The organism is Enterobacter sp. FUJ80071, assembly GCF_038739915.1.
Taxonomy (GTDB): domain Bacteria; phylum Pseudomonadota; class Gammaproteobacteria; order Enterobacterales; family Enterobacteriaceae; genus Enterobacter; species Enterobacter kobei.
Window position 1 is genome coordinate 4,318,353 of sequence record NZ_JBBXKH010000001.1, and the last position, 23,546, is coordinate 4,341,898.

Consider the following 23,546-nt stretch of genomic DNA (forward strand, 5'->3'; position numbering starts at 1 on the left):
CAGGCAAAAAATGCGAAAATTTGTGACAACACCTGAGCAGCACAAAACAAAAAAGGACGCCGAAGCGTCCTTTTTTAATTCGGGGATAATTAATTAGCCCAGAACTTTAGCAACAACGCCCGCGCCAACGGTACGGCCGCCTTCACGGATTGCGAAACGCAGACCGTCGTCCATCGCGATTGGGTGGATCAGAGTCACAACCATCTTGATGTTGTCGCCTGGCATTACCATCTCAACGCCTTCTGGCAGTTCGATGGTACCGGTCACGTCAGTTGTACGGAAGTAGAACTGTGGACGGTAGCCTTTGAAGAACGGAGTATGACGGCCGCCTTCGTCTTTGGACAGGATGTACACTTCAGATTCGAACTTGGTGTGTGGCTTGATTGAGCCTGGCTTCGCCAGAACCTGACCACGTTCGATTTCTTCACGTTTGATACCACGCAGCAGAACACCAACGTTCTCACCAGCACGGCCTTCGTCCAGCAGTTTGCGGAACATTTCAACGCCAGTACAGGTAGACTTCGCAGTCTCTTTGATACCAACGATTTCAACTTCTTCACCAACTTTGATGATACCGCGCTCTACACGACCGGTAACAACGGTACCACGACCGGAGATGGAGAATACGTCTTCGATTGGAAGCAGGAATGGCTTGTCAATCGCACGCTCTGGTTCTGGGATGTAAGAATCCAGGTAGCCAGCCAGTTCGATGATTTTCTCTTCCCACTGAGCTTCGCCTTCCAGCGCTTTCAGTGCAGAACCACGAACGATTGGGGTGTCGTCGCCTGGGAAATCGTACTGAGACAGCAGTTCACGAACTTCCATCTCTACCAGTTCCAGCAGCTCTTCGTCATCAACCATGTCGCACTTGTTCAGGAACACGATGATGTAAGGAACGCCTACCTGACGACCCAGCAGGATGTGCTCACGAGTCTGAGGCATTGGGCCGTCAGTCGCAGCAACAACCAGGATCGCGCCGTCCATCTGCGCAGCACCGGTGATCATGTTTTTAACATAGTCGGCGTGGCCTGGGCAGTCTACGTGTGCGTAGTGGCGAGTCGGGGTGTCATATTCAACGTGAGAAGTGTTGATGGTGATACCACGAGCTTTTTCTTCTGGTGCGTTATCGATCTGGTCGAATGCACGAGCAGAACCACCGTAGGTTTTAGCCAGAACGGTAGTGATTGCAGCAGTCAGGGTAGTTTTACCATGGTCAACGTGGCCGATAGTACCAACGTTAACGTGCGGTTTTGTACGTTCAAATTTTTCTTTAGACACGGCTATATTCCTTACTATAGTGCTCTCCCCTTCGGAGAGAGCACGGGACTTAGGTTTTAATCCTGTGGATTACTTACCACGGGCTTCAATAACGGCCTGAGCAACGTTGTTAGGCGCATCATCATACTTCAGGAATTCCATGGTGTATGATGCACGACCTTTGGTCAGAGAACGCAGCTGAGTTGCATATCCGAACATTTCAGACAGCGGAACTTCAGCGTGGATCTTAACGCCAGTTACTTCAGATTCCTGACCACGCAGCATACCGCGACGACGGCTCAAGTCACCGATAACGTCACCGGTGTTCTCTTCAGGAGTTTCTACTTCAACCTTCATGATTGGCTCAAGCAGAACTGGTTTTGCTTTCTTAAAGCCTTCTTTAAAGGCAATAGACGCAGCCAGTTTAAACGCCAGTTCAGAGGAGTCAACGTCGTGGTAAGAACCGAAGTGCAGACGGATACCCATGTCAACAACTGGGTAGCCAGCCAGAGGGCCCGCTTTCAGCTGTTCCTGGATGCCTTTATCAACGGCTGGGATGTATTCGCCAGGAATTACACCACCTTTGATGTCGTTGATGAACTCGTAACCTTTCGGGTTAGAGCCCGGCTCCAGTGGGTACATGTCGATCACAACGTGACCGTACTGACCGCGACCACCAGACTGCTTAGCGTGTTTACCTTCAACATCGGTAACTTTCGCGCGAATCGCTTCGCGGTAAGCAACCTGAGGTTTACCCACGTTCGCTTCAACGTTGAATTCACGCTTCATACGGTCAACGATGATGTCCAGGTGCAGTTCACCCATACCAGCGATGATGGTCTGGTTAGATTCTTCATCAGTCCATACGCGGAATGATGGGTCTTCTTTCGCCAGACGGCCCAGAGCCAGACCCATTTTTTCCTGGTCAGCTTTGGTTTTTGGTTCAACCGCGATGGAGATTACCGGCTCTGGGAATTCCATACGCTCCAGAATGATCGGGTGATCCGGGTCACACAGGGTGTCACCAGTGGTCACGTCTTTCAGACCGATAGCTGCAGCGATGTCGCCCGCACGAACTTCTTTGATCTCTTCACGTTTGTTAGCGTGCATCTGTACGATACGGCCAAAACGCTCACGCGCCGCTTTCACGGAGTTCAGGATGGTGTCACCGGAGTTAACCACACCAGAGTAAACGCGGAAGAAGGTCAGGTTACCCACGAATGGGTCGGTAGCAATTTTGAACGCCAGTGCAGAGAACGGCTCGTCGTCGCTTGCGTGACGCTCAGCCGGAGTATCTTTACCGTCGTCCAGGATGCCGTTGATCGCAGGAACGTCAACCGGGGATGGCAGGTAGTCAACTACCGCATCCAGCATCGCCTGAACACCTTTGTTCTTGAACGCAGAACCACAGGTTACCAGGATGATTTCGTTGTTCAGAACACGCTGACGCAGAGCTTTTTTGATCTCTTCTTCAGTCAGTTCTTCACCACCCAGGTATTTCTCCATCAGCTCTTCAGAAGCTTCAGCAGCGGATTCGATCAGGTTCTGGTGCCATTCGTCAGCCAGGTCCTGCATCTCAGCCGGGATGTCTTCGTATTCGAAGGTCACGCCCTGGTCTGCGTCGTTCCAGTTGATGGCTTTCATTTTCACCAGGTCGATAACGCCGGTGAAGCCTTCTTCAGCACCAATTGCCAGCTGCAGCGGAACAGGGTTCGCGCCCAGACGGGTTTTGATCTGACCAACAACTTTCAGGAAGTTAGCACCCATACGGTCCATTTTGTTAACGAACGCGATGCGTGGAACTTTATATTTGTTCGCCTGACGCCATACGGTTTCAGACTGTGGCTGAACACCACCAACTGCGCAATAAACCATTACCGCGCCGTCGAGCACACGCATGGAACGTTCTACTTCGATGGTGAAGTCAACGTGCCCTGGGGTGTCGATGATGTTTACGCGATGCGGTTCGTACTGCTTAGCCATACCTGACCAGAATGCAGTAGTCGCTGCGGAGGTGATAGTGATACCACGCTCCTGCTCCTGTTCCATCCAGTCCATGGTGGCTGCGCCGTCATGAACTTCACCGATTTTATGGTTTACACCGGTGTAGAACAGAATACGTTCGGTAGTAGTGGTCTTACCGGCGTCGATGTGCGCACTGATACCGATGTTACGGTAGCGTGCGATGGGTGTTGTACGAGCCATTTGATTCCTCGTTTGTTTCTTTAGGCGTTCAGTTAAGTTACCCAGAGCGGGCGGCTTCTCTGAAGCGCCCGCCTGGTGACTAATACTCCGAAGGGATTACCAACGGTAGTGTGCGAACGCCTTGTTGGCTTCTGCCATACGGTGAACGTCTTCACGTTTCTTAACTGCAGTACCTTTGTTTTCTGCAGCATCAGAAAGTTCGTTCGCCAGACGCAGAGCCATGGATTTATCACCGCGTTTACGAGCAGCTTCAACGATCCAACGCATTGCCAGAGCATTACGACGAACCGGACGAACTTCAACTGGAACCTGATAAGTAGAACCACCAACGCGGCGGGACTTAACTTCTACAGTTGGGCGAACGTTGTCGAGAGCGACTTCGAAAGCTTCCAGTTCATTTTTACCAGAACGCTGAGCCAGGGTCTCAAGCGCGCTGTATACGATGGCTTCTGCAGTAGATTTTTTACCATCTACCATCAGGATATTTACAAATTTTGCCAGCAGTTCTGATCCGAACTTCGGATCTGGAAGAATTTTACGCTGACCAATGACGCGACGACGTGGCATGGGAATACTCCGTTGTTAATTCAGGATTGTCCAAAACTCTACGAGTTTAGTTTGACATTAAGATAAATCAGTTTGGCCTTACTTAACGGAGAACCATTAAGCCTTAGGACGCTTCACGCCGTACTTGGAGCGAGCCTGCTTACGGTCTTTAACACCTGAGCAGTCCAGCGCACCACGAACGGTGTGGTAACGAACACCCGGAAGGTCTTTAACACGACCGCCACGGATCAGGATCACGGAGTGCTCCTGCAGGTTGTGACCTTCACCACCGATGTAGGAAGTCACTTCGAAACCGTTAGTCAAACGCACACGGCATACTTTACGCAGTGCGGAGTTTGGTTTTTTAGGAGTGGTGGTATATACACGAGTACATACACCACGTTTCTGCGGGCAGGCTTCCAGTGCAGGCACGTTGCTTTTTGCAACTTTGCGTGCACGTGGTTTGCGTACCAGCTGGTTAACTGTTGCCATTAAATAGCTCCTGGTTTTAGCTTTTGCTTCGTAAACACGTAATAAAACGACCTCATACAATATGAGGACGCGAAATTTTAGGGCTACGTCGAAAAGGTGTCAAGAAATATACAGCGATCTCGGATCACCAGTTCATTTGACTGGCGTGCGTCACAGTAAGATTGACGAAATCAGTATAGCCAACCACGTCAATTTTGGCTGAAATTTGACCAGAAAGACCTCGCGCGTCCAGATCGTCCTTCAGCGCAGAGACTGTTATGGGGGCATTCGTGAGAATTTCAACGAAACGACTGCCTTCCAGAGCGGCAAGCACGCCGTCCTGAATGAGCAGCAAATCATCACCTTCGCGCAGCATGCTCAACAGTGTGTCGATATCACATTGCCACGGTGAGTGGCTCAGAATATGGAGCATGGCGGCCTCAGAACGTCAAAACGGTGTCGTAGTGGGAAAGGTGTTCACGCAGATCAGAGGAAGGTAAGAGCGTCACATCCAGCACAAAAGACGACTTATCACTCAAACCGCGCGCCGTTAAGGAGTCGGCACAGACATAGCAGGTTTCGATATCGTAAAGCGGCAGCACTTTGAAGGTTGCGATGTAATCGCGCGCCAGGATGGCCTGCGGCTGTTGGCCCGCGAGCAGTTGAAACACCCCGTCCCCCAGAAAGAAGACGCCGATATCTTCTGTTAATGCCGATGTCGCAAGTAACGCATCCAGCCCTTCGCGGCCCGAGGCGCTACCGTGCGGTGCAGAAGTAAAAACAAATGCCACGCGCTTCATCAGAATTGCACCACTCTGTCGCAGATTAACGCCGCCTGAGCCAGCGCGCCCAGACCACTTAACGAAAAGCCAGGCTGAAGGTTAGCGCCCGATAACCCCAGGCGATCGGCTTCGGTTGCATCCGTCACGCCGCGACGCAGTGCCGCCGCCACGCAGATGTTCAGCTCAACGCCCTGCTTTTCATTTAACGCCTGCCACGCGCGGACCAGATCAAACTCATCGCTCGCCGGTGACGTAAACTGGTTCGCGTTATACACCCCTTCCCGATAGAAAAAGACGCTCGACAGTTCATGTCCGGCCGCCAGTAGCGCATGCGCAAACTGCAGCGCGCTGCTGGCCTGCTGAGTGCCGTACGCCGGGCCTGTCACCATTAACGCAAAACGCATTACTTATCTTGCCCTACGAAGTCGCCACTTTTGAACTGGCGGATGTAGAGGTAGACCGTATGCTTGGAGATATTCAGACGATCGGCCACCTGGTTAATGGCGTCTTTGATATCAAAAATCCCTTTCTCGTAGAGATTGAGTACGATCTGACGATTCTTGGCATTGTTCGAGACGTTGCGATCGGCATTCACCTCTTCAATCGTAAACTCAAGCGTTTGAGTCACCAGATCTTCTACGGAGGAGGCAAAGTTAACGGAGGAGCCAACGTCTGGCGTTTCAGGCGGAATAAAGGTGCTCATGATCTGCGAGAAAGGCACATCAAGGTTCATGTTGATGCACAGCAGTCCAATCACACGATGTTCGCGGTTTCGAATCGCGATAGTTTCTGATTTCATCAGCACGCCGCTTTTGGCGCGGGTGAAATAACATTTGGAGACGCTGCTGTCCGCGCCGGTCATGTCATGCAACATACGCAATGCAAGGTCGGTGATTGGCGAACCAATTTTACGGCCGGTATGCTCACCATTAGCAATGCGGATGGCGGAACACTTCAGATCTTGCAGGGAGTGCAATACGATTTCGCAGTGGGAACCAATGAGCATCGCTAACCCGTCCACCACCGCCTCATAGGATTTAAGAATATCGAAGTCGGTCTGGTCAAAAGGACGTTGATCCAGCAAATCAAGTTCACTGGTTTCGTTGGTTAAAAGCGACCTGGACATGAAAAAAACACTCCTTTTCAGGAGCCTGTCGTTAGGTTTTCAGGGCAGGCTCATTATCTACACGGACAACTAAATTAATACAGCGTACCAGACGCTTTCCAGTGTTAATTATATCTGCCCCGCAATAAAAAAACCGCCGCCTTAAAGGCGGCGGTTTTCATTACATTACTTCTTAGTGTCTGTCGCAGCTTTCTGATCTGCCTGCGCTTCCGGTTTCGCATCCGCTTTCGGTGCTGGTTTAATGTCCAGCAGCTCTACGTCGAAGACCAGCGTGGAGTTAGCCGGGATACCCGGAACGCCCGTTTTGCCGTAGGCCAGATCCGGTGGAATAACCAGCTTGATCTTGCCGCCTTTCTTGATGTTTTTCAGGCCTTCAGTCCAGCCAGGAATCACACCGTCCAGACGGAAGGAGAGCGGCTCACCGCGGGTGTAAGAGTTATCGAACTCTTTACCGTCGATCAGCGTACCTTTGTAGTTTACGACAACAGTATCGCTGTCTTTCGGCGCATCGCCGGTACCTTCTTTCTCAACTTTGTACACCAGGCCAGTAGAGGAGGTCTTCACACCCTTCTCTTTAGCAAAGGTATCGCGGTAGGCTTTGCCTTTCGCTTCGTTGTCTTTCGCGTCCGCTTCCATCTTGGTCTGAGCGGCACCCTTCACGCGTGCTTCGAACGCCTGCAGCGTCTGCTCGATTTCCTGGTCAGACAGCTTGCTCTTATCCGCAAATGCGTCCTGTACGCCTGCGATCAGCTGGGCTTTATCCAGTTTGATGCCCAGTTTCTCTTGTTCTTTCAGAGAGTTTTCCATGTAACGACCCAGAGATGCGCCCAGTGCGTAGGCGGATTTCTGGTCGTCATTTTTGAACGCCGCTTTGCTGTCTGCAGTGGCAGCAGGCTTCGCAGCAGTATCAGCAGCGAATGACAGCGGCGCGTTCAGCGCAACAGCCATCGTCGTCGCCAGCAGCGTTACTTTAAACAGTGATTTCATCCATATCTCCAGGGCCTGGGGACTCTCACCCCAGCGTTAAACGTAAATGAGTGACGTACTATAAAACGTTGCAGAAGAAATCTACAGACAGACACTCCCAATTCTCACCACTTTTCAGACTATTTTTGTTTAAATAAGTTTCTTGCCAGCGGGATAGAGACTGCACTTAAGGATAAACTCAGTTAAACTGCGCCGCCGCTGGACCATCAGGTAAATCAGACATAAACGAGGTGAATGATGAAGGATACAACGATAGAAGCGAGAATGGCTGAGCTGGAAAGCCGCCTGGCTTTTCAGGACATCACCATCGAAGAGCTAAACCAGACCGTCACAGCACATGAACTCGAAATGGCGAAACTGCGGGATCACATGCGTCTGCTGACGGAAAAGCTAAAGGCAACGCAGCCGTCAAACATTGCCTCTCAGTCTGAAGAGACACCACCACCTCATTATTGAGGCGTAAAAAAAGCGGGGTTCACCCGCTTTTTTATTTTCCGCTTAGCGGAATTAGTGGCAACCGCAGCCGCCGTTACCGCAACCACCTTTGCCATGGTCATGACCATGGTCGTGATCGTGGCCGTGACCACCGCAGCAGCCGTCGTGGCCGTGATCGTGGTCATGGTCGTGACCGTGCGCACCGTGAACGTGGCCATGAGCCAGCTCTTCTTCGGTCGCTTCACGGATCGCAACAACTTCTACGTTGAACTTCAGGTTCTGGCCAGCCAGCATGTGGTTGCCGTCAACCACAACGTGGTCGTCTTCAACTTCAGTGATTTCAACAGGCACTGGACCCTGGTCAGTTTCAGCCAGGAAGCGCATGCCAACCTGCAGTTCGTCAACGCCCATGAATACGTCTTTAGGAACGCGCTGAACCAGGTTGTCGTCATACTGACCGTAAGCGTCGTTCGCGCCGACAGCAACGTCGAATTTGTCGCCAACTTCATGACCTTCCAGCGCAGTTTCCAGGCCGGAAATCAGGGAACCGTGGCCATGCAGGTAGTCCAGCGGCGCACTCACCGGAGACTCATCAACCAACACACCGTCTTCTGTACGTACCTGATAGGCCAGGCTGACCACCAGGTCTTTTGCTACTTTCATGATATCTCCTGAGCGTGGGAAAATTGCTGGCGCAGATTGTAGCGGAAATCTGCACCCGTGTACCCTTTAGCTTAAAAAAACTCAGGGCATATCGCTAGTCCGGATGAAAAATGCCGATCACTTGCTCTTCTTTGCGAACATGATCGCGGGCCTCTTTATCGGCCTCACGCATCTGGTGACCACACTTAACACACTCAACGATATCAATATTATTTTCTCGCCACATCGCCAGAGTATCTTGCGCCTGGCAGGACGGGCATTTTGCACCTGCGATAAAGCGTTTACGGACAGCCATCTTTCGTTACCCTTTATTCAAATTCATCCCAGCCATCAAGCTGGCGTCGTTCCTGTTGCATCTCTCGCTGGAAGATCTCCTCCAGCTCGCGACGCGCTTCCCGCACGCGGGAGATCTGCGCCGTGTCGGTATGCACCGGCATCAGTTCGCGCAGCATTCGCATATCCAGCCGACGGAAGTGCATCTGGGCACGTTGCGCCTGATGAGGATGCATGCCCAGCGAGATCAACGCCTTACGGCCTAACTCCAACGCACTGGAGAACGTCTCACGGGAGAAGTGTTTCACACCCGCCTGCAACAATTCGTGAGCTTCAACACGTCCCCGGGCACGCGCCAGTATATGCAGGTGCGGGAAATGCTGTTGACACAGCTCCACCAGTTTCATCGTGTCTTCCGGATCGTTACAGGTGATCACGATGGACTCGGCGGCATCAGCGCCCGCCGAGCGCAGCAGCTCAAGCTGGGTCGCGTCGCCGTAATAAACCTTGTAGCCATATTTACGCATCAGGTTAACCGCACTGATATCGCGTTCCAGCACCGTAATGCGCATCTTATTCGCCATCAACAGGCGACCAATCACCTGCCCGAAGCGGCCAAAGCCCACCACTATCACCTGGGGTTTATCGTCTTCTACCCATGGCGCTTCATCTTCATCGTCCGTCGGGTTTAAGCGGCGCGACAGCAGTTTATCCACCAGCTTCATCAGCAGCGGCGTGGTCATCATCGACAGCGTCACCGTCACCAGCAGCAGCGCCATCTGATCGTCCTTAAACAGCTTCTGAGAGGACGCGGCGGAAAACAGCACAAACGCGAACTCTCCCCCCTGGCTTAACACGCTGGCAAACTGCATACGTTCCGAACTGCGCAACCCGTAAATACGCGCCATGACGTACAGCACCAGCATTTTCACCGCCACCAGGATGGCGACGCTGACCACAACCCAGAGCAGATGGGTATAAAGCACACCGAGATTGAGCGCCATCCCCACCGAAATAAAGAACAACCCTAACAGGAGCCCTTTGAAGGGATCGATGGCAATTTCCAGTTCGTGACGATACTCGCTCTCCGCCAGCAGCACCCCGGCGATAAAAGTACCCAGCGCCATTGATAGCCCCAGCGCGTCCATAAACAGCGCCGAGCCAAGCACCAGCAACAGCGTCGCAGCTGTAAACACTTCACGCACGCCCGATGCGGCAATAAAGCGGAACACCGGACGCAACAAGAAGCGTCCGCCAATCAGCATGCCCGCAAAGGCCAGCACCTTCATGGAAATCTTTGCCCAGTCGAAGCTATCGTCGCCAGAACCCGCCAGCAGCGGCACCAGCGCCAGCGCCGGGATCACCGCTAAATCCTGAAACAGCAGCACCGAAAAGCCCAGTTGCCCGGCTTCATTGCGGTTCATCCCTTTGTCGCGCATCAGCTGCAACGCCATCGCCGTCGAAGACATGGCAAGACCAATCCCGCCAATCACCGCGGCCTGCCAGGAAAAGTGGGTCAGCATTAGCAGGCCAGCCAGAATCGCGGCGCTGAACAACACCTGCGCGGCACCCACGCCAAAGATAGAGCGTCGGAGCTGCCACAATTTAGAGGGATTCAGTTCCAGACCGATGATGAACATCAGGAACACCACGCCGAGCTCGGAGAAATGGAGAATTTCATCCACATCGCTGATGAATCCCAGTCCCCAGGGACCAATGGCGATCCCCGCGAGCAAATATCCCAGTACCGCACCGATGCCGAGACGGGCGGCAAGCGGAACCGCGACGACGGCCGCAAATAAAAACAGTACCCCGGCGAGGAGCAAATTCGATCCTTCCATTAACGACCTCCTGCCGGAATCGGCGATGCCAGCCACTCGCCATAAGCTCTGGCGTGGCTGGCCAGTTCTTTCGGATCCTGACGCCGCGCCCAGTAGACAATGATCGGGCTCATCCAGTGCATACGGCACATCGCCGCCGTCAGCTCGAATGGCCGCAGGATATCGCTCATCGGATAACGGTTCAGCCCGTCGTGACGGTAAGCACTTTCGGGTTCACCGGTGGTGATCACGCTACGCCAGTACTTTCCCGCCAGCTGGTTTCCCCCCACCCCACTGGAGAAGCCGCGGCTCAGCACGCGGTCCAGCCACTCTTTCAGCAGTGCCGGACAGCTATAGGTATAAAGCGGGTGCTGGAACACAATCACGTCATGCTGACGCAGCAGTTCCTGCTCGTACGGAATATCAATAAAGAAATCAGGATAGTGCGCGTAGAGATCGTGCACCGTAACGTTACTGAGCTGTGTGGCCGGCTTAAGCAGCACCCGGTTCGCCACCGAGTCCTGAGATTCCGGATGGGCATACAGCAGCAGCACTTTCGCTGTCTGAGACATCATTCCCCTCCCGGTCGTGTTTCTGTTTTTGTGTATCGTTGTTGTTTTGGGCTACCATGGCGGCCCGGTGCGGAAAATGGCCCACACCTTACATTATCATAATGACAAATTAACATAGTCGGAACATACGGCGCTTCTATGATTGTTTTCTCCTCGTTACAAATTCGTCGCGGCGTGCGCGTTCTGCTCGATAACGCCACTGCTACCATCAACCCGGGCCAAAAAGTGGGTCTGGTCGGCAAAAACGGCTGTGGCAAATCCACGCTGCTGGCGCTGCTGAAAAACGAGATTAGCGCGGATGGCGGAAGCTTTACTTATCCGGGAAACTGGCAGCTCGCCTGGGTGAACCAGGAGACGCCTGCCCTGAGCGAACCGGCCCTCGACTATGTTATCGACGGCGACCGTGAATACCGCAAACTCGAAGCGGAACTCCACGCCGCCAACGAGCGCAACGACGGTCACGCCATCGCCACCGTTCATGGCAAGCTGGACGCCATCGACGCGTGGACCATTCGCTCCCGCGCCTCCAGCCTGCTGCACGGCCTGGGCTTCAGCAATGAACAGCTGGAACGCCCGGTCAGCGACTTCTCCGGCGGCTGGCGTATGCGCCTCAACCTGGCGCAGGCGCTGATCTGCCGTTCTGATCTTTTGCTACTCGATGAACCGACTAACCACCTCGATCTCGATGCGGTTATTTGGCTGGAGAAGTGGCTTAAGAGCTATCAGGGCACTCTGATTCTGATCTCCCACGACCGCGACTTCCTCGATCCGGTGGTGGATAAAATCATTCATATCGAACAGCAAACGATGTTCGAATATACCGGCAACTACAGCTCTTTCGAGCGCCAGCGCGCGACGCGCCTGGCCCAGCAGCAGGCGATGTACGAAAGCCAGCAGCAGCGCGTGGCGCACCTGCAAAGCTTTGTGGATCGCTTTAAGGCCAAAGCCTCTAAAGCCAAGCAGGCCCAGAGCCGCATCAAGATGCTGGAACGCATGGAGATGATTGCCCCGGCGCACGTCGATAACCCGTTCCACTTCAATTTCCGCGAACCAGAAAGCCTGCCGAATCCGCTGCTGAAAATGGAAAAAGTGAGCGCGGGCTATGGCGATCGCATTATTCTCGACTCCATCAAGCTCAACCTGGTGCCGGGTTCACGTATCGGTCTGCTGGGGCGTAACGGCGCCGGTAAATCAACGCTAATCAAACTCCTGGCGGGCGAACTTAACCCGGTCAGCGGCGAAATCGGCCTGGCGAAAGGCATTAAGCTTGGCTATTTCGCTCAGCATCAGCTGGAATTTTTACGCGCGGATGAATCGCCTATCCAGCACCTTGCGCGTCTGGCACCGCAGGAAATGGAGCAGAAGCTGCGCGATTACCTCGGCGGCTTCGGCTTCCAGGGCGATAAAGTCACCGAAAACACAGAGCGTTTCTCCGGCGGTGAAAAAGCCCGCCTGGTACTGGCGCTGATCGTCTGGCAGCGCCCGAACCTGCTGCTGCTCGATGAACCGACCAACCACCTGGATCTCGACATGCGTCAGGCGCTGACCGAAGCGCTGATTGAGTTCGAAGGCGCGCTGGTGGTGGTCTCGCACGATCGTCACCTGATCCGCTCCACCACAGACGATCTCTACCTGGTGCATGATGGCAAAGTTGAACCGTTCGACGGCGATCTGGAAGACTACCAGCAGTGGCTGATGGACGTGCAGAAGCAGGAAAACCAGCCGGACGAGTCGGCGAAAGACAACGCCAACAGCGCGCAGGCGCGTAAAGACCAGAAGCGCCGGGAAGCGGAGCTGCGCACCCAGACTCAGCCGCTGCGTAAAGAGATTGCCCGTCTGGAAAAAGAGATGGAGAAGCTCAACGCCACGCTTGCCACCGTTGAAGAGAAGCTGGGCGACAGCGGCCTGTACGATCAAAGCCGTAAAGCGGAGCTGACGGATTGCCTGCAAACGCAGGCAAAGACCAAATCGAGCCTCGAAGCGTGCGAAATGGCGTGGCTGGACGCGCAGGAACAGCTGGAAGCGATGCTGCAGGCCGACTAACACACCGGGAGGGTTATGCGTTTCGATACCACGAGCGAGATTACATTCCGCAAACTCAGCATCTTCATGACCTTCATGGAGAAAGGGAATATCGCCCGTACCGCCGAAACGCTCGGGCTGAGCGGTGTCAGCGTGCACCGCGCGCTGCACACGCTGGAAGAGAACGTGCGCTGCCCGCTTTTTACCCACAAGGGGCGCAATCTGATTGCGCTGCCTTCCGCCTGGACGCTGCTGGAATATTGCCAGGAAGTCATGCAGGTGATGGAGCGCGGGCTGGAAGAGTCGCGCAAAATCGCCGGTATCGGCCAGGGTCGGTTGCGCGTCGGTACGCTCTACTCGCTCACTCTGGAAACCGTACCGCGCCTGATTATGGGCATGAAATTACGCCGTCCGGATCTGGAGATGGATCTGACGATGGGCTCTAACGACACGTTGCTACACATGCTGGACGAAGGGTCGCTGGACGCCATATTGATCTCCATCTCCGAAAGCGATATCGACCGTAACAGCCTCGAAGTACTGCCCCTGTTTCACGACGACATTTTCCTTGCCGCGCCCGCGTCCGCCACGCTGAACGCACATGGGCCAGCGGATCTTCGTGATTACAAACATCAGAAATTTGTCTCGCTGGCAGAAGGGTTTGCGACCTACGCCGGGTTTCAGGAGGCGTTTCATATCGCCGGATTCGAACCGGAGATCGTCACTCGCGTGAATGACATTTTCTCAATGCTGAGCCTGGTGCAGGCGGGGGTCGGCTTTACGCTGATGCCGGGCAGGATGAAGAAAGTGTATGAGAACTCGGTGCAACTACTGAAGCTGGCGGAACCGTACCAGATGCAGCAGCTGATTGCGATTGTCTTTGCCCGCAACCGCGAGCAGGATCCGAGCCTGCGCGCACTGGCCGCCGAAGGGCGGATGTATGCGCGAAGCCTCACGGCAGATACCTCGGCCCCGTAAGCGGGGTGCATTCCCCCTGTTCCAGGGTTCACTAAAACTGAACGCCACGCGATGCACTGAAATGGCGAGCGTATTTTATGAACTGGATTACCTGGAATATGAACCGTGTCCCCGTTATCAACATCTCCCCCTCCCAAGCAACGGAACGGCGTTTAGTTGGATATATGAACCAGATGCTCGTCGTTCCATGCATGACGACGATTTTTGTTAAGTGAGTACAGCCGATGATAAGAGAAGAGTTTGAGGTGGTTGTGTTAGCGGAAGATTTGCCGGTGGAAGGATTAACTAAAGGCATGCTGGGTGACATAGTATTAGTACATGAAAAACCCCATCTGGCTTATATGGTTGAATTTATTGATGATGCTGGGCGAACTATTGCAATGCCTTCACTGTTACCCAGCCAGGTGGCAGATTATATCCAACCGAAGTGAGAGGCAGGTACAATGGGGGAAGTGCTCAACAGAAACTGAACGCCACGTTTGACTTATCATCCGTCATCTCTGAATATCCACAAAAATAACATGGCTTAAAGCAGGAACAGGATGTTCACACTCTACATGAAATGGGATGCTGGCTGTGATTTAGCACCGGCTGATATTCAGTTCATCCTCACGCCACGCGATGCACTGGAAATGGCGAGCGTATTTTACGAACTGGATTATCTGAAATATGCCCCTCAAACCCGTTTTCAACATTTCACCATCCCCAGACGACGTGACGGCGTATACCACCGCTTCGCGGCGCAACCATACAACCGCAAGCACCACACGGAATACGACGGCCTTTATGATGAAGTAAAATGGAATCTTGAGCAGGGCTGGATGGTTGGCGTAAACACCGCAGAGAAGTGGGACCGTTTCCGCAACCCCTTCTTCTTCGATGACGACGGTAATCTGGTTTATGACTGTTTCATGGACAGCTATAGCGACAGTTTCCAGCGGGAAGTACGGAATATTTACGAACATTGCCTGAACGCACACCCGGGACGAAAACCTGCTCCGACCATTAAACAGTATAATTCCGATGCTCCCGTACAGCACGCACAGGCCACCAAAACCATCAACTGCAAAGCAGCCGGACGATTACTGGCGGCAGGTGGAATCTACAACGGCAACATTGAAGGCTTTAGGCAAACAGCGGAGCAACTTGGTGGTGATGCGCCAGCCGGATACACTGAAGTCATGGACAATAAGGGGCTAATCATTGCTGGCGCTTCTGTCGCTGCGGGATTTGGTCTTAGTCGATTAGGTACGGCAAGTGAGCTTTCTGAACTGGAGAATCTCCATGTTCTTGGAAAGGTCGAGGGCGAATATTCGATGATCAAGCCTGGACCATTGAGTAATAGATTTGCTGAAACGTTCTCAGGAGGTGTATATAAAGAAATAACGCTTTCTGAAGATACAGTTTTCTATCGAGGCGGCCAGAACGGTACTGATTTAGGACGTTTTTTTAGTTACGAGAAACCTCAAGGTATTATCCAAACTCGAATCGATAAAGCAGTTCTGCCTGAATGGCCTGATGGAAGCAAATCAATAATTGATAGTTACTTTGAAGTAGAAATACCTGCTGGCTCAAAGGTCTATATTGGAAATGTCGGTTACCAAACGGGTTTCTATGCGGGTGGTTCAGAACAGGTTTTAATTCCAGCTCCATGGGATATACCAGGAGTGAAAACACTAGGTTTTGGTAATCTAAAATGAAAGCTAATATTCAGAAATTTTTGGTAAAAATAACCCATCTGCTTTCAGATAGTGGTGAAACGAAATGGGCTGCAACATTTGAGAATTTCAGCAAGGACCTGGAGGTAGATTACGACACAACGTTAATCAAGATTAAACGTACATTCGGTGGCGCTGGGTCATTTAATGACGTAGTTTTACATCAAAACGGTCAAATGTTAACTAGTGAAAACAGAGAGTTGAACATACTGCAGGATCAACTTTATGACGCATTAACAGCAGAAATTGTGCGGACAAGAGGTCATTAAGCGCTTAATGATTGCCCCTGACATCCGTACCCGGCATAACGAAAATGTGCTCAGGAAGCGCTGCTATCATCCTATCTCAACGCTGCTGTGTTCCAGCGTAGTAGAGTTACTCTCCCATTCCAACTGCCGCATTTTTCACTGAAGAGAATGAAGAACTGGAACATTTGCGTCATAGGCTTTACCAGCAACTTGAGCAGGCAATCGATTTAATAAAAAAAGGGTGTTTACCCTAACACTCGTCATCAGCGTCGCTGACGCATGCTCAGGGAGATTTCCACCCTGAGCCATAAATGCCTAACTTACCTTACGTTTTTCGAAAGCGCCGCTGGGCAAAACTCACCGCTGAAGCCGCCCCGCCAGATGCACCGCCACATCCACCCCGCTGCGTTCCAGCGAAATGGATTCCCCTTCCCACGCCGCCTGTCGCGTTAAGCAGGTCAGCACGCCGCCGGGCGGCATCTCGATTGCCAGCCGCGCATCGCGTTCATTCGCGGATATCACCGCCTCCTGCCAGCGCACGGTACGCGCCATATTCATCGCCAGATCGTCGGCGATCTTCTCCGGCTGCCAGAGCACGCGTCCGGTACTGCCGCTCAGATACGCGCAGCGTGGGCGTGAAAGCGTGACCGATTCAAACGCTGCCGCCAGCTTCTGCGCCGGGTCCGCCAGCAGTGCGCAGTGCGACGGCACGCTGACCGCCAGCCGTTTGGCCTTGCTCGCCCCTTTCGCCAGCGCCCGCTCGGCTACCTGCGCCATCCCTTCATCGGGGCCGGCAATCACGATCTGCGTTTCGGCGTTCAGGTTCGCGATATACGTGCCCGTGCCTTCGATAAGCTGTTCCACCTGCGACAGGGTCAACCCCATAATCGCCGTCAGGCCATAGCCGTGCGGATACGCCTGCTCCATCAGATCGCCGCGCAATGCAACCAGCTTAAGGGCGTCGGTAAATTCCAGTGCGCCAGCCATCACTGCTGCCGGGTACGCGCCAATCGACAAACCGCTCACAATGTCCGGCGTCACGCCGCGACGTTGAAGCTCGCGTGCCCAGGCCACGCCTGAAATCAACAGACAAAGTTGAACCGCGCGGGTGTGGCGTAACGAGGCTGCACTGTCCAGCGTATCGACTTCGCTTCCCAGTACCTTACGCGCCTGAGCCCGCGCCGTTCCCGGCAGGTTATGCAGCATACCTTCATGCTGCGTGCCCTGCCCCGGAAAGGTAAACAGTATTTTCATTACTCCTCCCTGCGCCACGGGTCCGTTACCAGACGCGGTCCGCGGCGGGTTTTCAGCAGCGTTTTGCCGTCGCGCAGCCACTCCGCCAGCGCGAATCCCCCTTCGGGTGTATCGACCTGCGTATCCGCCCGGCACAATGCGCGACTCAGCTGCAACTGCCATGCGGTAAACGCATCAGGGGAAATCGGCTGCGGGGCGCGGATCAACAGGTCGAGATCGCTGTCGGCATGGATAACCGGAATACCGGTCGCCAGCGCATAGCCAGTGCTGCCGGTAATGCCCCACGACCATGGCCACGGCTGCTGAGAAAGTTGTAGCGCCACCTGTACCGGTGGCTGCGTCACAAAGGGCGAGCGCAGCAGATCCGCCGTTACGCTCAGTGATTCGGGTGACACCACACGCGTTACGTGTTCTGGTTTCACCCATCCGGCCGCCCGCTGGTCGCGGCGCAGGCCGCGCACGCCAACGGGAATACGGCCAGCGTTATCAACATCACGCCGCACTACGACCGGCAAACCGGTATGCCAGGCCGCCTCCACCCAGTCGTCGGTGATGCCTTCCAGCGCGTCTCGCGCGGTAAGCCAGATGAGGTCGTGGGGGCGTAATGTTATGGTCATGATTACATTCCTGAGGTCAGCGAGATAAACAGCGGCAGCGACAGGATACACAGTACGGAGCTTAACAGCAGCACGGCTTCCGCATCCGGAGACTGCACGCCAAAGCGGTTACCGAACACCACACCGAAGAAGCCCGCAGAAAGCGCAATCATCAGGATAGCGGTGATCGCCACGGAACCGTGCAGACCAAAGAGTAAAACGATACCCCAGGCAATCGCAGGCTGAATCAGCAGCTTGGCGACAGTTGACGTGATCACCATGGTGTTGATCTGCAGCTTACGGGCAGAGAGGATCACCCCGGTCAGGAACAGCGCTGCAGCGGTCGCGGACAGCCCCAGCGGTTTAATCGCCGCCAGCACCAGTTCCGGCATTTTGATACCGATGGCGGACAAAATGACACCCAGCAGCGGGCCCATCACGATCGGTTTTTTAATCGAACGCCACATCAGCACCGGCAGCATGGAGAGCGTCGAGCCAGAGTTATTCCCTTCGGCGCGCGCTTTTTCACGTTCCAGAATGAGCAGGCAGAACGGAGTCATCAGCACCGAACCGCAGGCGATGGAGACCGCAACAGACAGTGATGTCGATGAACCTTCACCCAGCACGCTGCCCAGAATAGGCAGGCCGAGCGCCGCATAGTTTGGCAGGGCGACGGTCAGCGTCAGCACGGCGGCATCCTGCGGCGATTTTTTAAAGACGCCGGTGGCGAGGAAGTAGATGGCCGCATAGGTTATCCACATCGCCAGGGTCAGTACCAGAATCAGCGGCGACTGGGCCACAATGCCGGTCCACGGCGTTTGCACGGTGGCGCTGAACAGCGCGGCAGGCAGTGCAAAATCCATCACGAAAATATTAAGCAGGGAAACGTTTTTGTTATCGACCATCTTTGCCTTACCGGCCCAGAATCCCAGCAGCATGATGACGAAAATCGGTGCAAGAGCATGAACAATTACGTAAGTCATAATTCACCTGTAGTAAAAAAGTTTAAGCACTGGCGCGATGATTATTATTTTCAGGATGCAGGTTCCCGCGCGGACGTAACGGTTACGTCCGCGGGGTCGTGCATCTGGCAGGTCTCTTTTTACTTACCAGCTTGCCCGCATGCGTTCGCGTACGAGGGCAGAGCTGCGGCGGTTGTCAGCACCCAGACGATTGTTCAACGTGGTGTCCTGACGAGCGTCACTGATGGCCTGTTGCAGGGTGGTTTTCACCTGCGCCAGATCGTTATCGGAGGGGGCATCCGGGTTGCTGATGTCCAGCAGGTTTGAAAGCAGCCCCAGGGTGGCGTAGTTGCTGATGTCATAGGCCATCGGCGGAATGGTGGCCGCCAGTTTTTCCAGCGCGTCGACGGTTCGCAACGTAATGCGCGCCGCAGACTCTTTACCCATCGCGTGGATCAGCACCCCTTTATCGTTGAAAGCAATCAGGCGGTTAGCCTGGTAGCCATGCGCCAGAAATGCGCCGGACATCGCTTTACCGACGATAAGCCCAATCACCGGATGACCGGCCAGGCGCGCGTTGGCATACGCGGCGGCTGCCCCCGCCAGCGCCTGGTGGATACCAAACGCCTCTTCGCGACGGCCATAGGCCTGGCTTGGGACGTCAATCACCGCCACAATCGGGCGCTTCACGGACTTACTGGCATCCTCGGCCACGGTTTCGCTCACCACTTTCGCCAGCGTCCAGCCCTCCAGCAGACCGACTTCCCCTTTCGCCGCGCGCGGGAAATGGTTGTGGGCATCCGGCACCACGGCAACAAAACGCACCGCTTCACCGTTCAGTTCGCCGTCTGCCGCCTGCACGGACGGGCAAAGCCCTTCCACACGTTTTACATTCGGCGCGAGCAGAGTCATCCAGAGTTCGCCACGGCTTATTGCGTTAGTCATCATTTCACCTCCCGGGCAAAAAGCGCGTTAATTTGTTCGGCATCGGCCTGTTTGCGGGTGTCGAAATTCGTCAGACGGTTCAGGTAATCGTCGTAGTTATCGGTGCGGTGTTTCGCGGGTACGCCCCTGGCAATCGCGTCGTTCATCGCCGCTTTCACCGCGTTGATACCGTCACCGACCAGCGCGTCAACCAGCCCGCTTTGATAGCGCACTTCGCCACCGGTCATGCTCCAGATAAACGGACGGTCACGGGAGTCGTACTCTTCAATCCCCGCTTCCTGCTCGATGACCTGCGGACCGTTCAGTCCGAGACGCGCTTCGCGGGTCACAATCAGGTAGCTGCACAGCGCCGCCGCGATGGACATCCCACCGAAGCAGCCCACGGTCCCTGCGACAATCCCGATAACGGGCGTGTAACGACGCAGGTCAACAATCGCCGCGTGGATATCGGCAATGGCGGCCAGACCCAGGTTCGCCTCCTGCAGACGAACGCCGCCGGTTTCGAGGCACAGCACAGCCTGAGTCGGAATGCCGTTGCGGTTATCTTCTGCCGCCAGCTCCAGCGCCGCCGCCATTTTGGCACCGGACACTTCACCCATGCTGCCGCCCTGGAACGCACCTTCAATGGCGACCACAACGGCTGGCTGACCGTTGATCGTGCCTTTCGCCACCACCATGCCGTCGTCCGCCTGCGGAACAATGCCCTGTGGCCCAAGCCACGGAGAGATAATGCCTTCAAACGGATCCAGCAGTTCGCGATAGCTACCCTCATCGAGCAGGGCCTGCGCACGCTGGCGTGCTTTCAATTCGATAAAGCTGCTGTCATCACGCATGGCTCACCCCCTCAAAAACCTGTTCGATACGAATGCGAGCCACGCCCGGCGTCGCGCCGAAATCATGAATGGTCAGTTTTCCTGCTGGCAGGCTACTGACCGTTTGCAGGCGGTTGAACAGTGCCTCCCAGCGACCCCGGCTGTTGTCGACGGAGGTGGTGATATCAATGGTTAACGTCTGGCCCGGTTCGGCGGTGAAGAGCACCTCCATATCCCCGGAACCGACTACCCCTGCCAGGGCCCTGCCGCTTAACGCGCGGCTGGCTGGCACGGTCAATGTGATTTTTTCCATAACATCCTCTTAATGCTTTGAATAAGGCGTTTCGACGCGATCGAGAAACAGCGTGGCAGCAAGCAGGTCAGCAGCGCCGCCTGGGGAGGCGTTTAGCGCCAGCATCTGACGGTCTAAGTTCGCCAGCGCCTGCTGGCCTGCAGCCGTTGCACAACCTCCGGCGTTCAGTACCGCACGGGCACCGTCCTGCATGGCGTCCAGCCCCTCCAGCCCGGCGCGCGACAGCACGCAGGTGTCGGTAAGCGACGTCATGATCGCCATCAGCGCGTCAAGCCTGGCGTGCGTTTCGCTGCTGCCGTTGAGACGGCTCAGGCGAAGCTGCGGCAACGCGCGCTGCATAATGTGCGGGAACGCCTGCTGAGCCTCTTCGCGTGCACCCGGTACGCGGTAGCGGTGCGTGGCGCGAAGGCCTTTACTGAACACTTTCGGCGCCGCCTCGTCAGGGAGTTTCGCCAGCTGCGCGGCGGTGCGGGCGACGTCGTGCGCCCTGGCTTCCCCGCCCAGCATCGCCACCGCGCTGACCAGCAACCCCAGCGCCCAAATCGCGCCGCGATGGGTGTTTACGCCACACGTTGCAGCCATCATCTGCTGCTCGCCTTCGCGACCAAGACGGCCAACGGTTTGCCGAAGCGCAATATCTGCCGGACGCAGCCAGCTTTGCTGCGCCAGCGCCTGAAACGTCGGGGTCAGGCTGCGCGCGGAGCACTCCATCAGCGCAAGGGATAAATCGTGGTGCGCACCGTTCCCCCGACTGTCCACCAGACCGGGTTTCGGGCTTAATCGTGCTTCGTCAATCAGACACTGCGTGGCGGTTCGCGCCAGCCATTCGGCACCGCCTTCAACCTGAATCTGGGGCAGAAGTTTCATTACCAGCTCCGGAATTTCGCAGGTGGGTTGTACAGACCGCCGGACCATTCAACGAGGTCTGACACGCTGCCCGCCGCCAGCAGAGAGCGGGTGGCGTCGGTGCGGCGAATACCCATATCTTCCGGATAAACAACCTTGCCGCTCTGGCGCAGTTCCGCCACGCGTTTAGCATCCAGGCCCAGGCCGATATCGGTGATCCCCGCCACAGCGGCGACCATGGCACGACGCTCCTCAAGATCTTTGGCGCGATAGAGGTAAGCAATCCCCTCTTCCGTCAGCACGTGCGTCACGTCGTCGCCGTATATCATGACCGGCGCCAGAGGCATCCCGGACGCTTTTGCCACGTCAACAGCATCAAGTTTTTCCACAAAGGTCGGCTTTACGCCCGCCTGGAAGGTTTCCACCATCTGCACGACCAGTTTTTTACCGCGCTGCATCGGGTCAGGTTCGGTGATCATGTTCAGCCAGGCCGGTGTAGCGTGGCGACGACCGTGTGGGTCGTGCCCCATGTTTGGTGCACCGCCGAAGCCGGAAAGACGACCGCGTGTCACCGTTGAGGAGTTGGCGTAACCATCAACCTGCAGGGTTGAGCCGATAAACATATCGACCGCATACTGACCGGCCAGCTGACAGAACGCACGGTTGGAACGCATGGAGCCGTCGGCACCGGTAAAGAAGATGTCCGGACGGGCTCGGATATACTCTTCCATCCCCAGTTCGCCGCCGAAGCAGTGCACGCTTTCCACCCAGCCGCTTTCAATTGCCGGGATCAGCGTTGGGTGCGGGTTCAGGGTCCAGTGCTTACAGATTTTGCCCTTCAGGCCGAGCTGTTCGCCGTAGGTCGGCAGCAGCAGCTCAATCGCTGCGGTGTTAAAACCGATCCCGTGGTTGAGGGACTGCACCTGATGTTCCGCGTAGATGCCCTTAATCGCCATCATCGCCATCAGGATGTGTTCCTGTTTGATCAGGCGCGGGTCACGGGTAAACAGCGGTTCGATAAAGAATGGCTTGTCGGCAACGACAACATAGTCAATCCAGGAGCCCGGAATATCGACGCGCGGCAGGTCGCATTCGTCGTCCACCAGTTCATTCACCTGCGCAATCACAATCCCGTCGTGGAAGGCCGCGGCTTCCACCAGTGCCGGAGTATCTTCGGTGCTCGCCCCGGTGTAGAGGTTGCCTTTGCGGTCTGCTTTAAACCCCGCAATCAGCGCCACGTTGGGCGAGAGGTCGACGTAGAGGCGTGAATAGAGCTCGATATAGGTATGGATAGCGCCGATTTCGAGCTGACCATCTTCCAGCAGCTGGGAGATTCGCAGGCTCTGCGTCCCGGAGAAGGAGAAGTCCAGCTTGCGGGCGATGCCTTTCTCAAAGATATCCAGATGCTCGCTACGGCCGACGCTCGGCATGATCATATGCAGATCGTGGACAATTTGCGGGTTCACTTCAGCCAGCGAGCGTGAAAGGAAATCGGCCTGCTTCTGGTTGTTACCTTCCAGAACGACCTTATCGCCAGGGGCGATCAGTTTTTCCAGCATGGCGACAAGATCGCCGGTTGGCAGTACCTTGCCCTGCACCGGTACGGACGCCAGACGACGCGCTTTTTCGCTGCGTCGCGTGTTCCATTGCCGGGTGGGTGTTTGCCCAGATAACATTATTAACCTCCTGATTCAGCTAATCATTTTGATTTGCTT

27 protein-coding genes are annotated in these 23,546 nt (G+C 55.0%); 6 read left to right on the top strand and 21 right to left on the bottom strand.

Annotation, left to right across the window (positions count from 1 at the left end):
* Positions 1-93: 93 nt before the first annotated feature.
* The 9 genes from tuf to fkpA form a co-directional block, all read right to left on the bottom strand.
* Positions 94-1,278 (bottom strand): elongation factor Tu, encoded by a 1,185-nt coding sequence (gene tuf / locus AAER43_RS21020; RefSeq protein WP_110820533.1) that lies wholly within the window; start codon positions 1,276-1,278, stop codon positions 94-96.
* A 69-nt stretch (positions 1,279-1,347) separates the two neighbouring features.
* On the bottom strand, positions 1,348-3,462 hold the full coding sequence (gene fusA, locus AAER43_RS21025) for an elongation factor G (RefSeq protein WP_014885485.1): 2,115 nt from the start codon (positions 3,460-3,462) through the stop codon (positions 1,348-1,350).
* 96 nt (positions 3,463-3,558) lie between these two features.
* Positions 3,559-4,029, bottom strand: coding sequence for a 30S ribosomal protein S7 (gene rpsG / locus AAER43_RS21030; protein ID WP_003861706.1), 471 nt, complete (start codon positions 4,027-4,029; stop codon positions 3,559-3,561).
* Positions 4,030-4,125: 96 nt separating this feature from the next.
* Complete coding sequence (gene rpsL, locus AAER43_RS21035; protein WP_000246815.1) at positions 4,126-4,500, bottom strand: 30S ribosomal protein S12; 375 nt, start codon at positions 4,498-4,500, stop codon at positions 4,126-4,128.
* A 124-nt stretch (positions 4,501-4,624) separates the two neighbouring features.
* Positions 4,625-4,912: a sulfurtransferase complex subunit TusB gene (gene tusB / locus AAER43_RS21040; protein ID WP_014885486.1), complete on the bottom strand. Its 288-nt coding sequence runs from the start codon at positions 4,910-4,912 to the stop codon at positions 4,625-4,627.
* 7 nt (positions 4,913-4,919) lie between these two features.
* On the bottom strand, positions 4,920-5,279 hold the full coding sequence (gene tusC / locus AAER43_RS21045) for a sulfurtransferase complex subunit TusC (protein WP_014885487.1): 360 nt from the start codon (positions 5,277-5,279) through the stop codon (positions 4,920-4,922).
* A complete protein-coding gene (tusD, locus tag AAER43_RS21050; RefSeq protein ID WP_050862841.1) occupies positions 5,279-5,665 on the bottom strand; it encodes a sulfurtransferase complex subunit TusD in 387 nt (128 codons plus the stop codon). The genes tusC and tusD overlap by 1 nt, the downstream gene beginning before the upstream one ends.
* A complete protein-coding gene (locus AAER43_RS21055; protein ID WP_014885489.1) occupies positions 5,665-6,387 on the bottom strand; it encodes a transcriptional regulator in 723 nt (240 codons plus the stop codon). The genes tusD and AAER43_RS21055 overlap by 1 nt, the downstream gene beginning before the upstream one ends.
* Positions 6,388-6,552: 165 nt before the next feature.
* Positions 6,553-7,374, bottom strand: a complete 822-nt coding sequence (gene fkpA / locus AAER43_RS21060; RefSeq protein ID WP_047027061.1) for an FKBP-type peptidyl-prolyl cis-trans isomerase — start codon at positions 7,372-7,374, stop codon at positions 6,553-6,555.
* Between the two features lie 237 nt (positions 7,375-7,611).
* Between fkpA and AAER43_RS21065 the strand changes: the two genes are divergently transcribed.
* Entirely contained in the window at positions 7,612-7,830 is a 219-nt protein-coding gene (locus tag AAER43_RS21065) for a protein SlyX (RefSeq protein ID WP_008503009.1), read from the top strand.
* A 51-nt stretch (positions 7,831-7,881) separates the two neighbouring features.
* Here the strand turns inward: AAER43_RS21065 and slyD are convergent, their stop codons facing one another.
* The 4 genes from slyD to kefG form a co-directional block, all read right to left on the bottom strand.
* Positions 7,882-8,472 (bottom strand): peptidylprolyl isomerase, encoded by a 591-nt coding sequence (gene slyD, locus AAER43_RS21070; protein ID WP_014885491.1) that lies wholly within the window; start codon positions 8,470-8,472, stop codon positions 7,882-7,884.
* Between the two features lie 94 nt (positions 8,473-8,566).
* The gene (locus AAER43_RS21075; protein ID WP_003861689.1) at positions 8,567-8,767 is read right to left on the bottom strand and encodes a YheV family putative zinc ribbon protein; all 201 of its coding nucleotides are present in this window, start codon (positions 8,765-8,767) and stop codon (positions 8,567-8,569) included.
* Positions 8,768-8,780: 13 nt separating this feature from the next.
* Positions 8,781-10,586: a glutathione-regulated potassium-efflux system protein KefB gene (gene kefB, locus AAER43_RS21080; protein WP_050862842.1), complete on the bottom strand. Its 1,806-nt coding sequence runs from the start codon at positions 10,584-10,586 to the stop codon at positions 8,781-8,783.
* The gene (gene kefG, locus AAER43_RS21085) at positions 10,586-11,140 is read right to left on the bottom strand and encodes a glutathione-regulated potassium-efflux system ancillary protein KefG (RefSeq protein ID WP_021242220.1); all 555 of its coding nucleotides are present in this window, start codon (positions 11,138-11,140) and stop codon (positions 10,586-10,588) included. The genes kefB and kefG overlap by 1 nt, the downstream gene beginning before the upstream one ends.
* A 135-nt stretch (positions 11,141-11,275) precedes the next feature.
* Between kefG and AAER43_RS21090 the strand changes: the two genes are divergently transcribed.
* The 5 genes from AAER43_RS21090 to AAER43_RS21110 all read left to right on the top strand — a co-directional run bounded on the left by AAER43_RS21090 (position 11,276) and on the right by AAER43_RS21110 (position 16,124).
* Positions 11,276-13,180 carry an ABC transporter ATP-binding protein gene (locus AAER43_RS21090; RefSeq protein WP_050862843.1) on the top strand — a complete coding sequence of 635 codons (1,905 nt, stop codon included), beginning with the start codon at positions 11,276-11,278 and terminating at the stop codon, positions 13,178-13,180.
* Between the two features lie 15 nt (positions 13,181-13,195).
* Positions 13,196-14,137 (top strand): LysR family transcriptional regulator, encoded by a 942-nt coding sequence (locus AAER43_RS21095; protein ID WP_047027064.1) that lies wholly within the window; start codon positions 13,196-13,198, stop codon positions 14,135-14,137.
* 224 nt (positions 14,138-14,361) lie between these two features.
* Positions 14,362-14,568 carry a DUF4926 domain-containing protein gene (locus AAER43_RS21100; RefSeq protein ID WP_050862844.1) on the top strand — a complete coding sequence of 69 codons (207 nt, stop codon included), beginning with the start codon at positions 14,362-14,364 and terminating at the stop codon, positions 14,566-14,568.
* 111 nt (positions 14,569-14,679) lie between these two features.
* Positions 14,680-15,837: a hypothetical protein gene (locus tag AAER43_RS21105; RefSeq protein WP_050862845.1), complete on the top strand. Its 1,158-nt coding sequence runs from the start codon at positions 14,680-14,682 to the stop codon at positions 15,835-15,837.
* Positions 15,834-16,124 carry a hypothetical protein gene (locus AAER43_RS21110; RefSeq protein ID WP_014885498.1) on the top strand — a complete coding sequence of 97 codons (291 nt, stop codon included), beginning with the start codon at positions 15,834-15,836 and terminating at the stop codon, positions 16,122-16,124. The genes AAER43_RS21105 and AAER43_RS21110 overlap by 4 nt, the downstream gene beginning before the upstream one ends.
* A gap of 336 nt (positions 16,125-16,460) precedes the next feature.
* On the opposite strand, the gene mdcH is transcribed toward AAER43_RS21110, so the two are convergent.
* From mdcH to mdcA, 8 genes are all read right to left on the bottom strand, one after another.
* Positions 16,461-17,357, bottom strand: coding sequence for a malonate decarboxylase subunit epsilon (gene mdcH, locus AAER43_RS21115; protein ID WP_057057694.1), 897 nt, complete (start codon positions 17,355-17,357; stop codon positions 16,461-16,463).
* Positions 17,357-17,974, bottom strand: a complete 618-nt coding sequence (locus tag AAER43_RS21120) for a malonate decarboxylase holo-ACP synthase (RefSeq protein WP_014885500.1) — start codon at positions 17,972-17,974, stop codon at positions 17,357-17,359. The genes mdcH and AAER43_RS21120 overlap by 1 nt, the downstream gene beginning before the upstream one ends.
* A 2-nt stretch (positions 17,975-17,976) precedes the next feature.
* Complete coding sequence (locus AAER43_RS21125) at positions 17,977-18,936, bottom strand: AEC family transporter (protein ID WP_014885501.1); 960 nt, start codon at positions 18,934-18,936, stop codon at positions 17,977-17,979.
* Positions 18,937-19,059: 123 nt separating this feature from the next.
* Entirely contained in the window at positions 19,060-19,860 is an 801-nt protein-coding gene (gene mdcE / locus AAER43_RS21130) for a biotin-independent malonate decarboxylase subunit gamma (RefSeq protein ID WP_032645410.1), read from the bottom strand.
* Positions 19,860-20,693 carry a biotin-independent malonate decarboxylase subunit beta gene (locus AAER43_RS21135; RefSeq protein ID WP_014885503.1) on the bottom strand — a complete coding sequence of 278 codons (834 nt, stop codon included), beginning with the start codon at positions 20,691-20,693 and terminating at the stop codon, positions 19,860-19,862. The genes mdcE and AAER43_RS21135 overlap by 1 nt, the downstream gene beginning before the upstream one ends.
* Positions 20,686-20,985, bottom strand: a complete 300-nt coding sequence (mdcC, locus tag AAER43_RS21140; protein ID WP_014885504.1) for a malonate decarboxylase acyl carrier protein — start codon at positions 20,983-20,985, stop codon at positions 20,686-20,688. The genes AAER43_RS21135 and mdcC overlap by 8 nt, the downstream gene beginning before the upstream one ends.
* 9 nt (positions 20,986-20,994) lie before the next feature.
* Positions 20,995-21,852, bottom strand: coding sequence for a triphosphoribosyl-dephospho-CoA synthase (locus AAER43_RS21145; protein WP_050862847.1), 858 nt, complete (start codon positions 21,850-21,852; stop codon positions 20,995-20,997).
* Positions 21,852-23,507: a malonate decarboxylase subunit alpha gene (gene mdcA, locus AAER43_RS21150; RefSeq protein ID WP_050862848.1), complete on the bottom strand. Its 1,656-nt coding sequence runs from the start codon at positions 23,505-23,507 to the stop codon at positions 21,852-21,854. The genes AAER43_RS21145 and mdcA overlap by 1 nt, the downstream gene beginning before the upstream one ends.
* Between the last annotated feature and the right edge of the window lie 39 nt (positions 23,508-23,546).

Bases quoted from the DNA above. Each gene is read 5' to 3' on its own strand.
- rpsG (WP_003861706.1), bottom strand. From the start codon at position 4,029: ATGCCACGTCGTCGCGTCATTGGTCAGCGTAAAATTCTTCCAGATCCG.
- AAER43_RS21100 (WP_050862844.1), top strand. From the start codon at position 14,362: ATGATAAGAGAAGAGTTTGAGGTGGTTGTGTTAGCGGAAGATTTGCCG.
- AAER43_RS21090 (WP_050862843.1), top strand. From the start codon at position 11,276: ATGATTGTTTTCTCCTCGTTACAAATTCGTCGCGGCGTGCGCGTTCTG.
- AAER43_RS21105 (WP_050862845.1), top strand. From the start codon at position 14,680: ATGTTCACACTCTACATGAAATGGGATGCTGGCTGTGATTTAGCACCG.
- slyD (WP_014885491.1), bottom strand. From the start codon at position 8,472: ATGAAAGTAGCAAAAGACCTGGTGGTCAGCCTGGCCTATCAGGTACGT.
- AAER43_RS21120 (WP_014885500.1), bottom strand. From the start codon at position 17,974: ATGACCATAACATTACGCCCCCACGACCTCATCTGGCTTACCGCGCGA.
- AAER43_RS21125 (WP_014885501.1), bottom strand. From the start codon at position 18,936: ATGACTTACGTAATTGTTCATGCTCTTGCACCGATTTTCGTCATCATG.
- rpsL (WP_000246815.1), bottom strand. From the start codon at position 4,500: ATGGCAACAGTTAACCAGCTGGTACGCAAACCACGTGCACGCAAAGTT.
- AAER43_RS21110 (WP_014885498.1), top strand. From the start codon at position 15,834: ATGAAAGCTAATATTCAGAAATTTTTGGTAAAAATAACCCATCTGCTT.
- fkpA (WP_047027061.1), bottom strand. From the start codon at position 7,374: ATGAAATCACTGTTTAAAGTAACGCTGCTGGCGACGACGATGGCTGTT.
- tusC (WP_014885487.1), bottom strand. From the start codon at position 5,279: ATGAAGCGCGTGGCATTTGTTTTTACTTCTGCACCGCACGGTAGCGCC.
- AAER43_RS21135 (WP_014885503.1), bottom strand. From the start codon at position 20,693: ATGCGTGATGACAGCAGCTTTATCGAATTGAAAGCACGCCAGCGTGCG.
- mdcE (WP_032645410.1), bottom strand. From the start codon at position 19,860: ATGACTAACGCAATAAGCCGTGGCGAACTCTGGATGACTCTGCTCGCG.
- AAER43_RS21095 (WP_047027064.1), top strand. From the start codon at position 13,196: ATGCGTTTCGATACCACGAGCGAGATTACATTCCGCAAACTCAGCATC.
- fusA (WP_014885485.1), bottom strand. From the start codon at position 3,462: ATGGCTCGTACAACACCCATCGCACGCTACCGTAACATCGGTATCAGT.
- AAER43_RS21065 (WP_008503009.1), top strand. From the start codon at position 7,612: ATGAAGGATACAACGATAGAAGCGAGAATGGCTGAGCTGGAAAGCCGC.
- kefB (WP_050862842.1), bottom strand. From the start codon at position 10,586: ATGGAAGGATCGAATTTGCTCCTCGCCGGGGTACTGTTTTTATTTGCG.
- AAER43_RS21145 (WP_050862847.1), bottom strand. From the start codon at position 21,852: ATGAAACTTCTGCCCCAGATTCAGGTTGAAGGCGGTGCCGAATGGCTG.
- mdcC (WP_014885504.1), bottom strand. From the start codon at position 20,985: ATGGAAAAAATCACATTGACCGTGCCAGCCAGCCGCGCGTTAAGCGGC.
- tusD (WP_050862841.1), bottom strand. From the start codon at position 5,665: ATGCGTTTTGCGTTAATGGTGACAGGCCCGGCGTACGGCACTCAGCAG.
- AAER43_RS21055 (WP_014885489.1), bottom strand. From the start codon at position 6,387: ATGTCCAGGTCGCTTTTAACCAACGAAACCAGTGAACTTGATTTGCTG.
- tusB (WP_014885486.1), bottom strand. From the start codon at position 4,912: ATGCTCCATATTCTGAGCCACTCACCGTGGCAATGTGATATCGACACA.
- mdcH (WP_057057694.1), bottom strand. From the start codon at position 17,357: ATGAAAATACTGTTTACCTTTCCGGGGCAGGGCACGCAGCATGAAGGT.
- kefG (WP_021242220.1), bottom strand. From the start codon at position 11,140: ATGATGTCTCAGACAGCGAAAGTGCTGCTGCTGTATGCCCATCCGGAA.
- mdcA (WP_050862848.1), bottom strand. From the start codon at position 23,507: ATGTTATCTGGGCAAACACCCACCCGGCAATGGAACACGCGACGCAGC.
- AAER43_RS21075 (WP_003861689.1), bottom strand. From the start codon at position 8,767: ATGGCTGTCCGTAAACGCTTTATCGCAGGTGCAAAATGCCCGTCCTGC.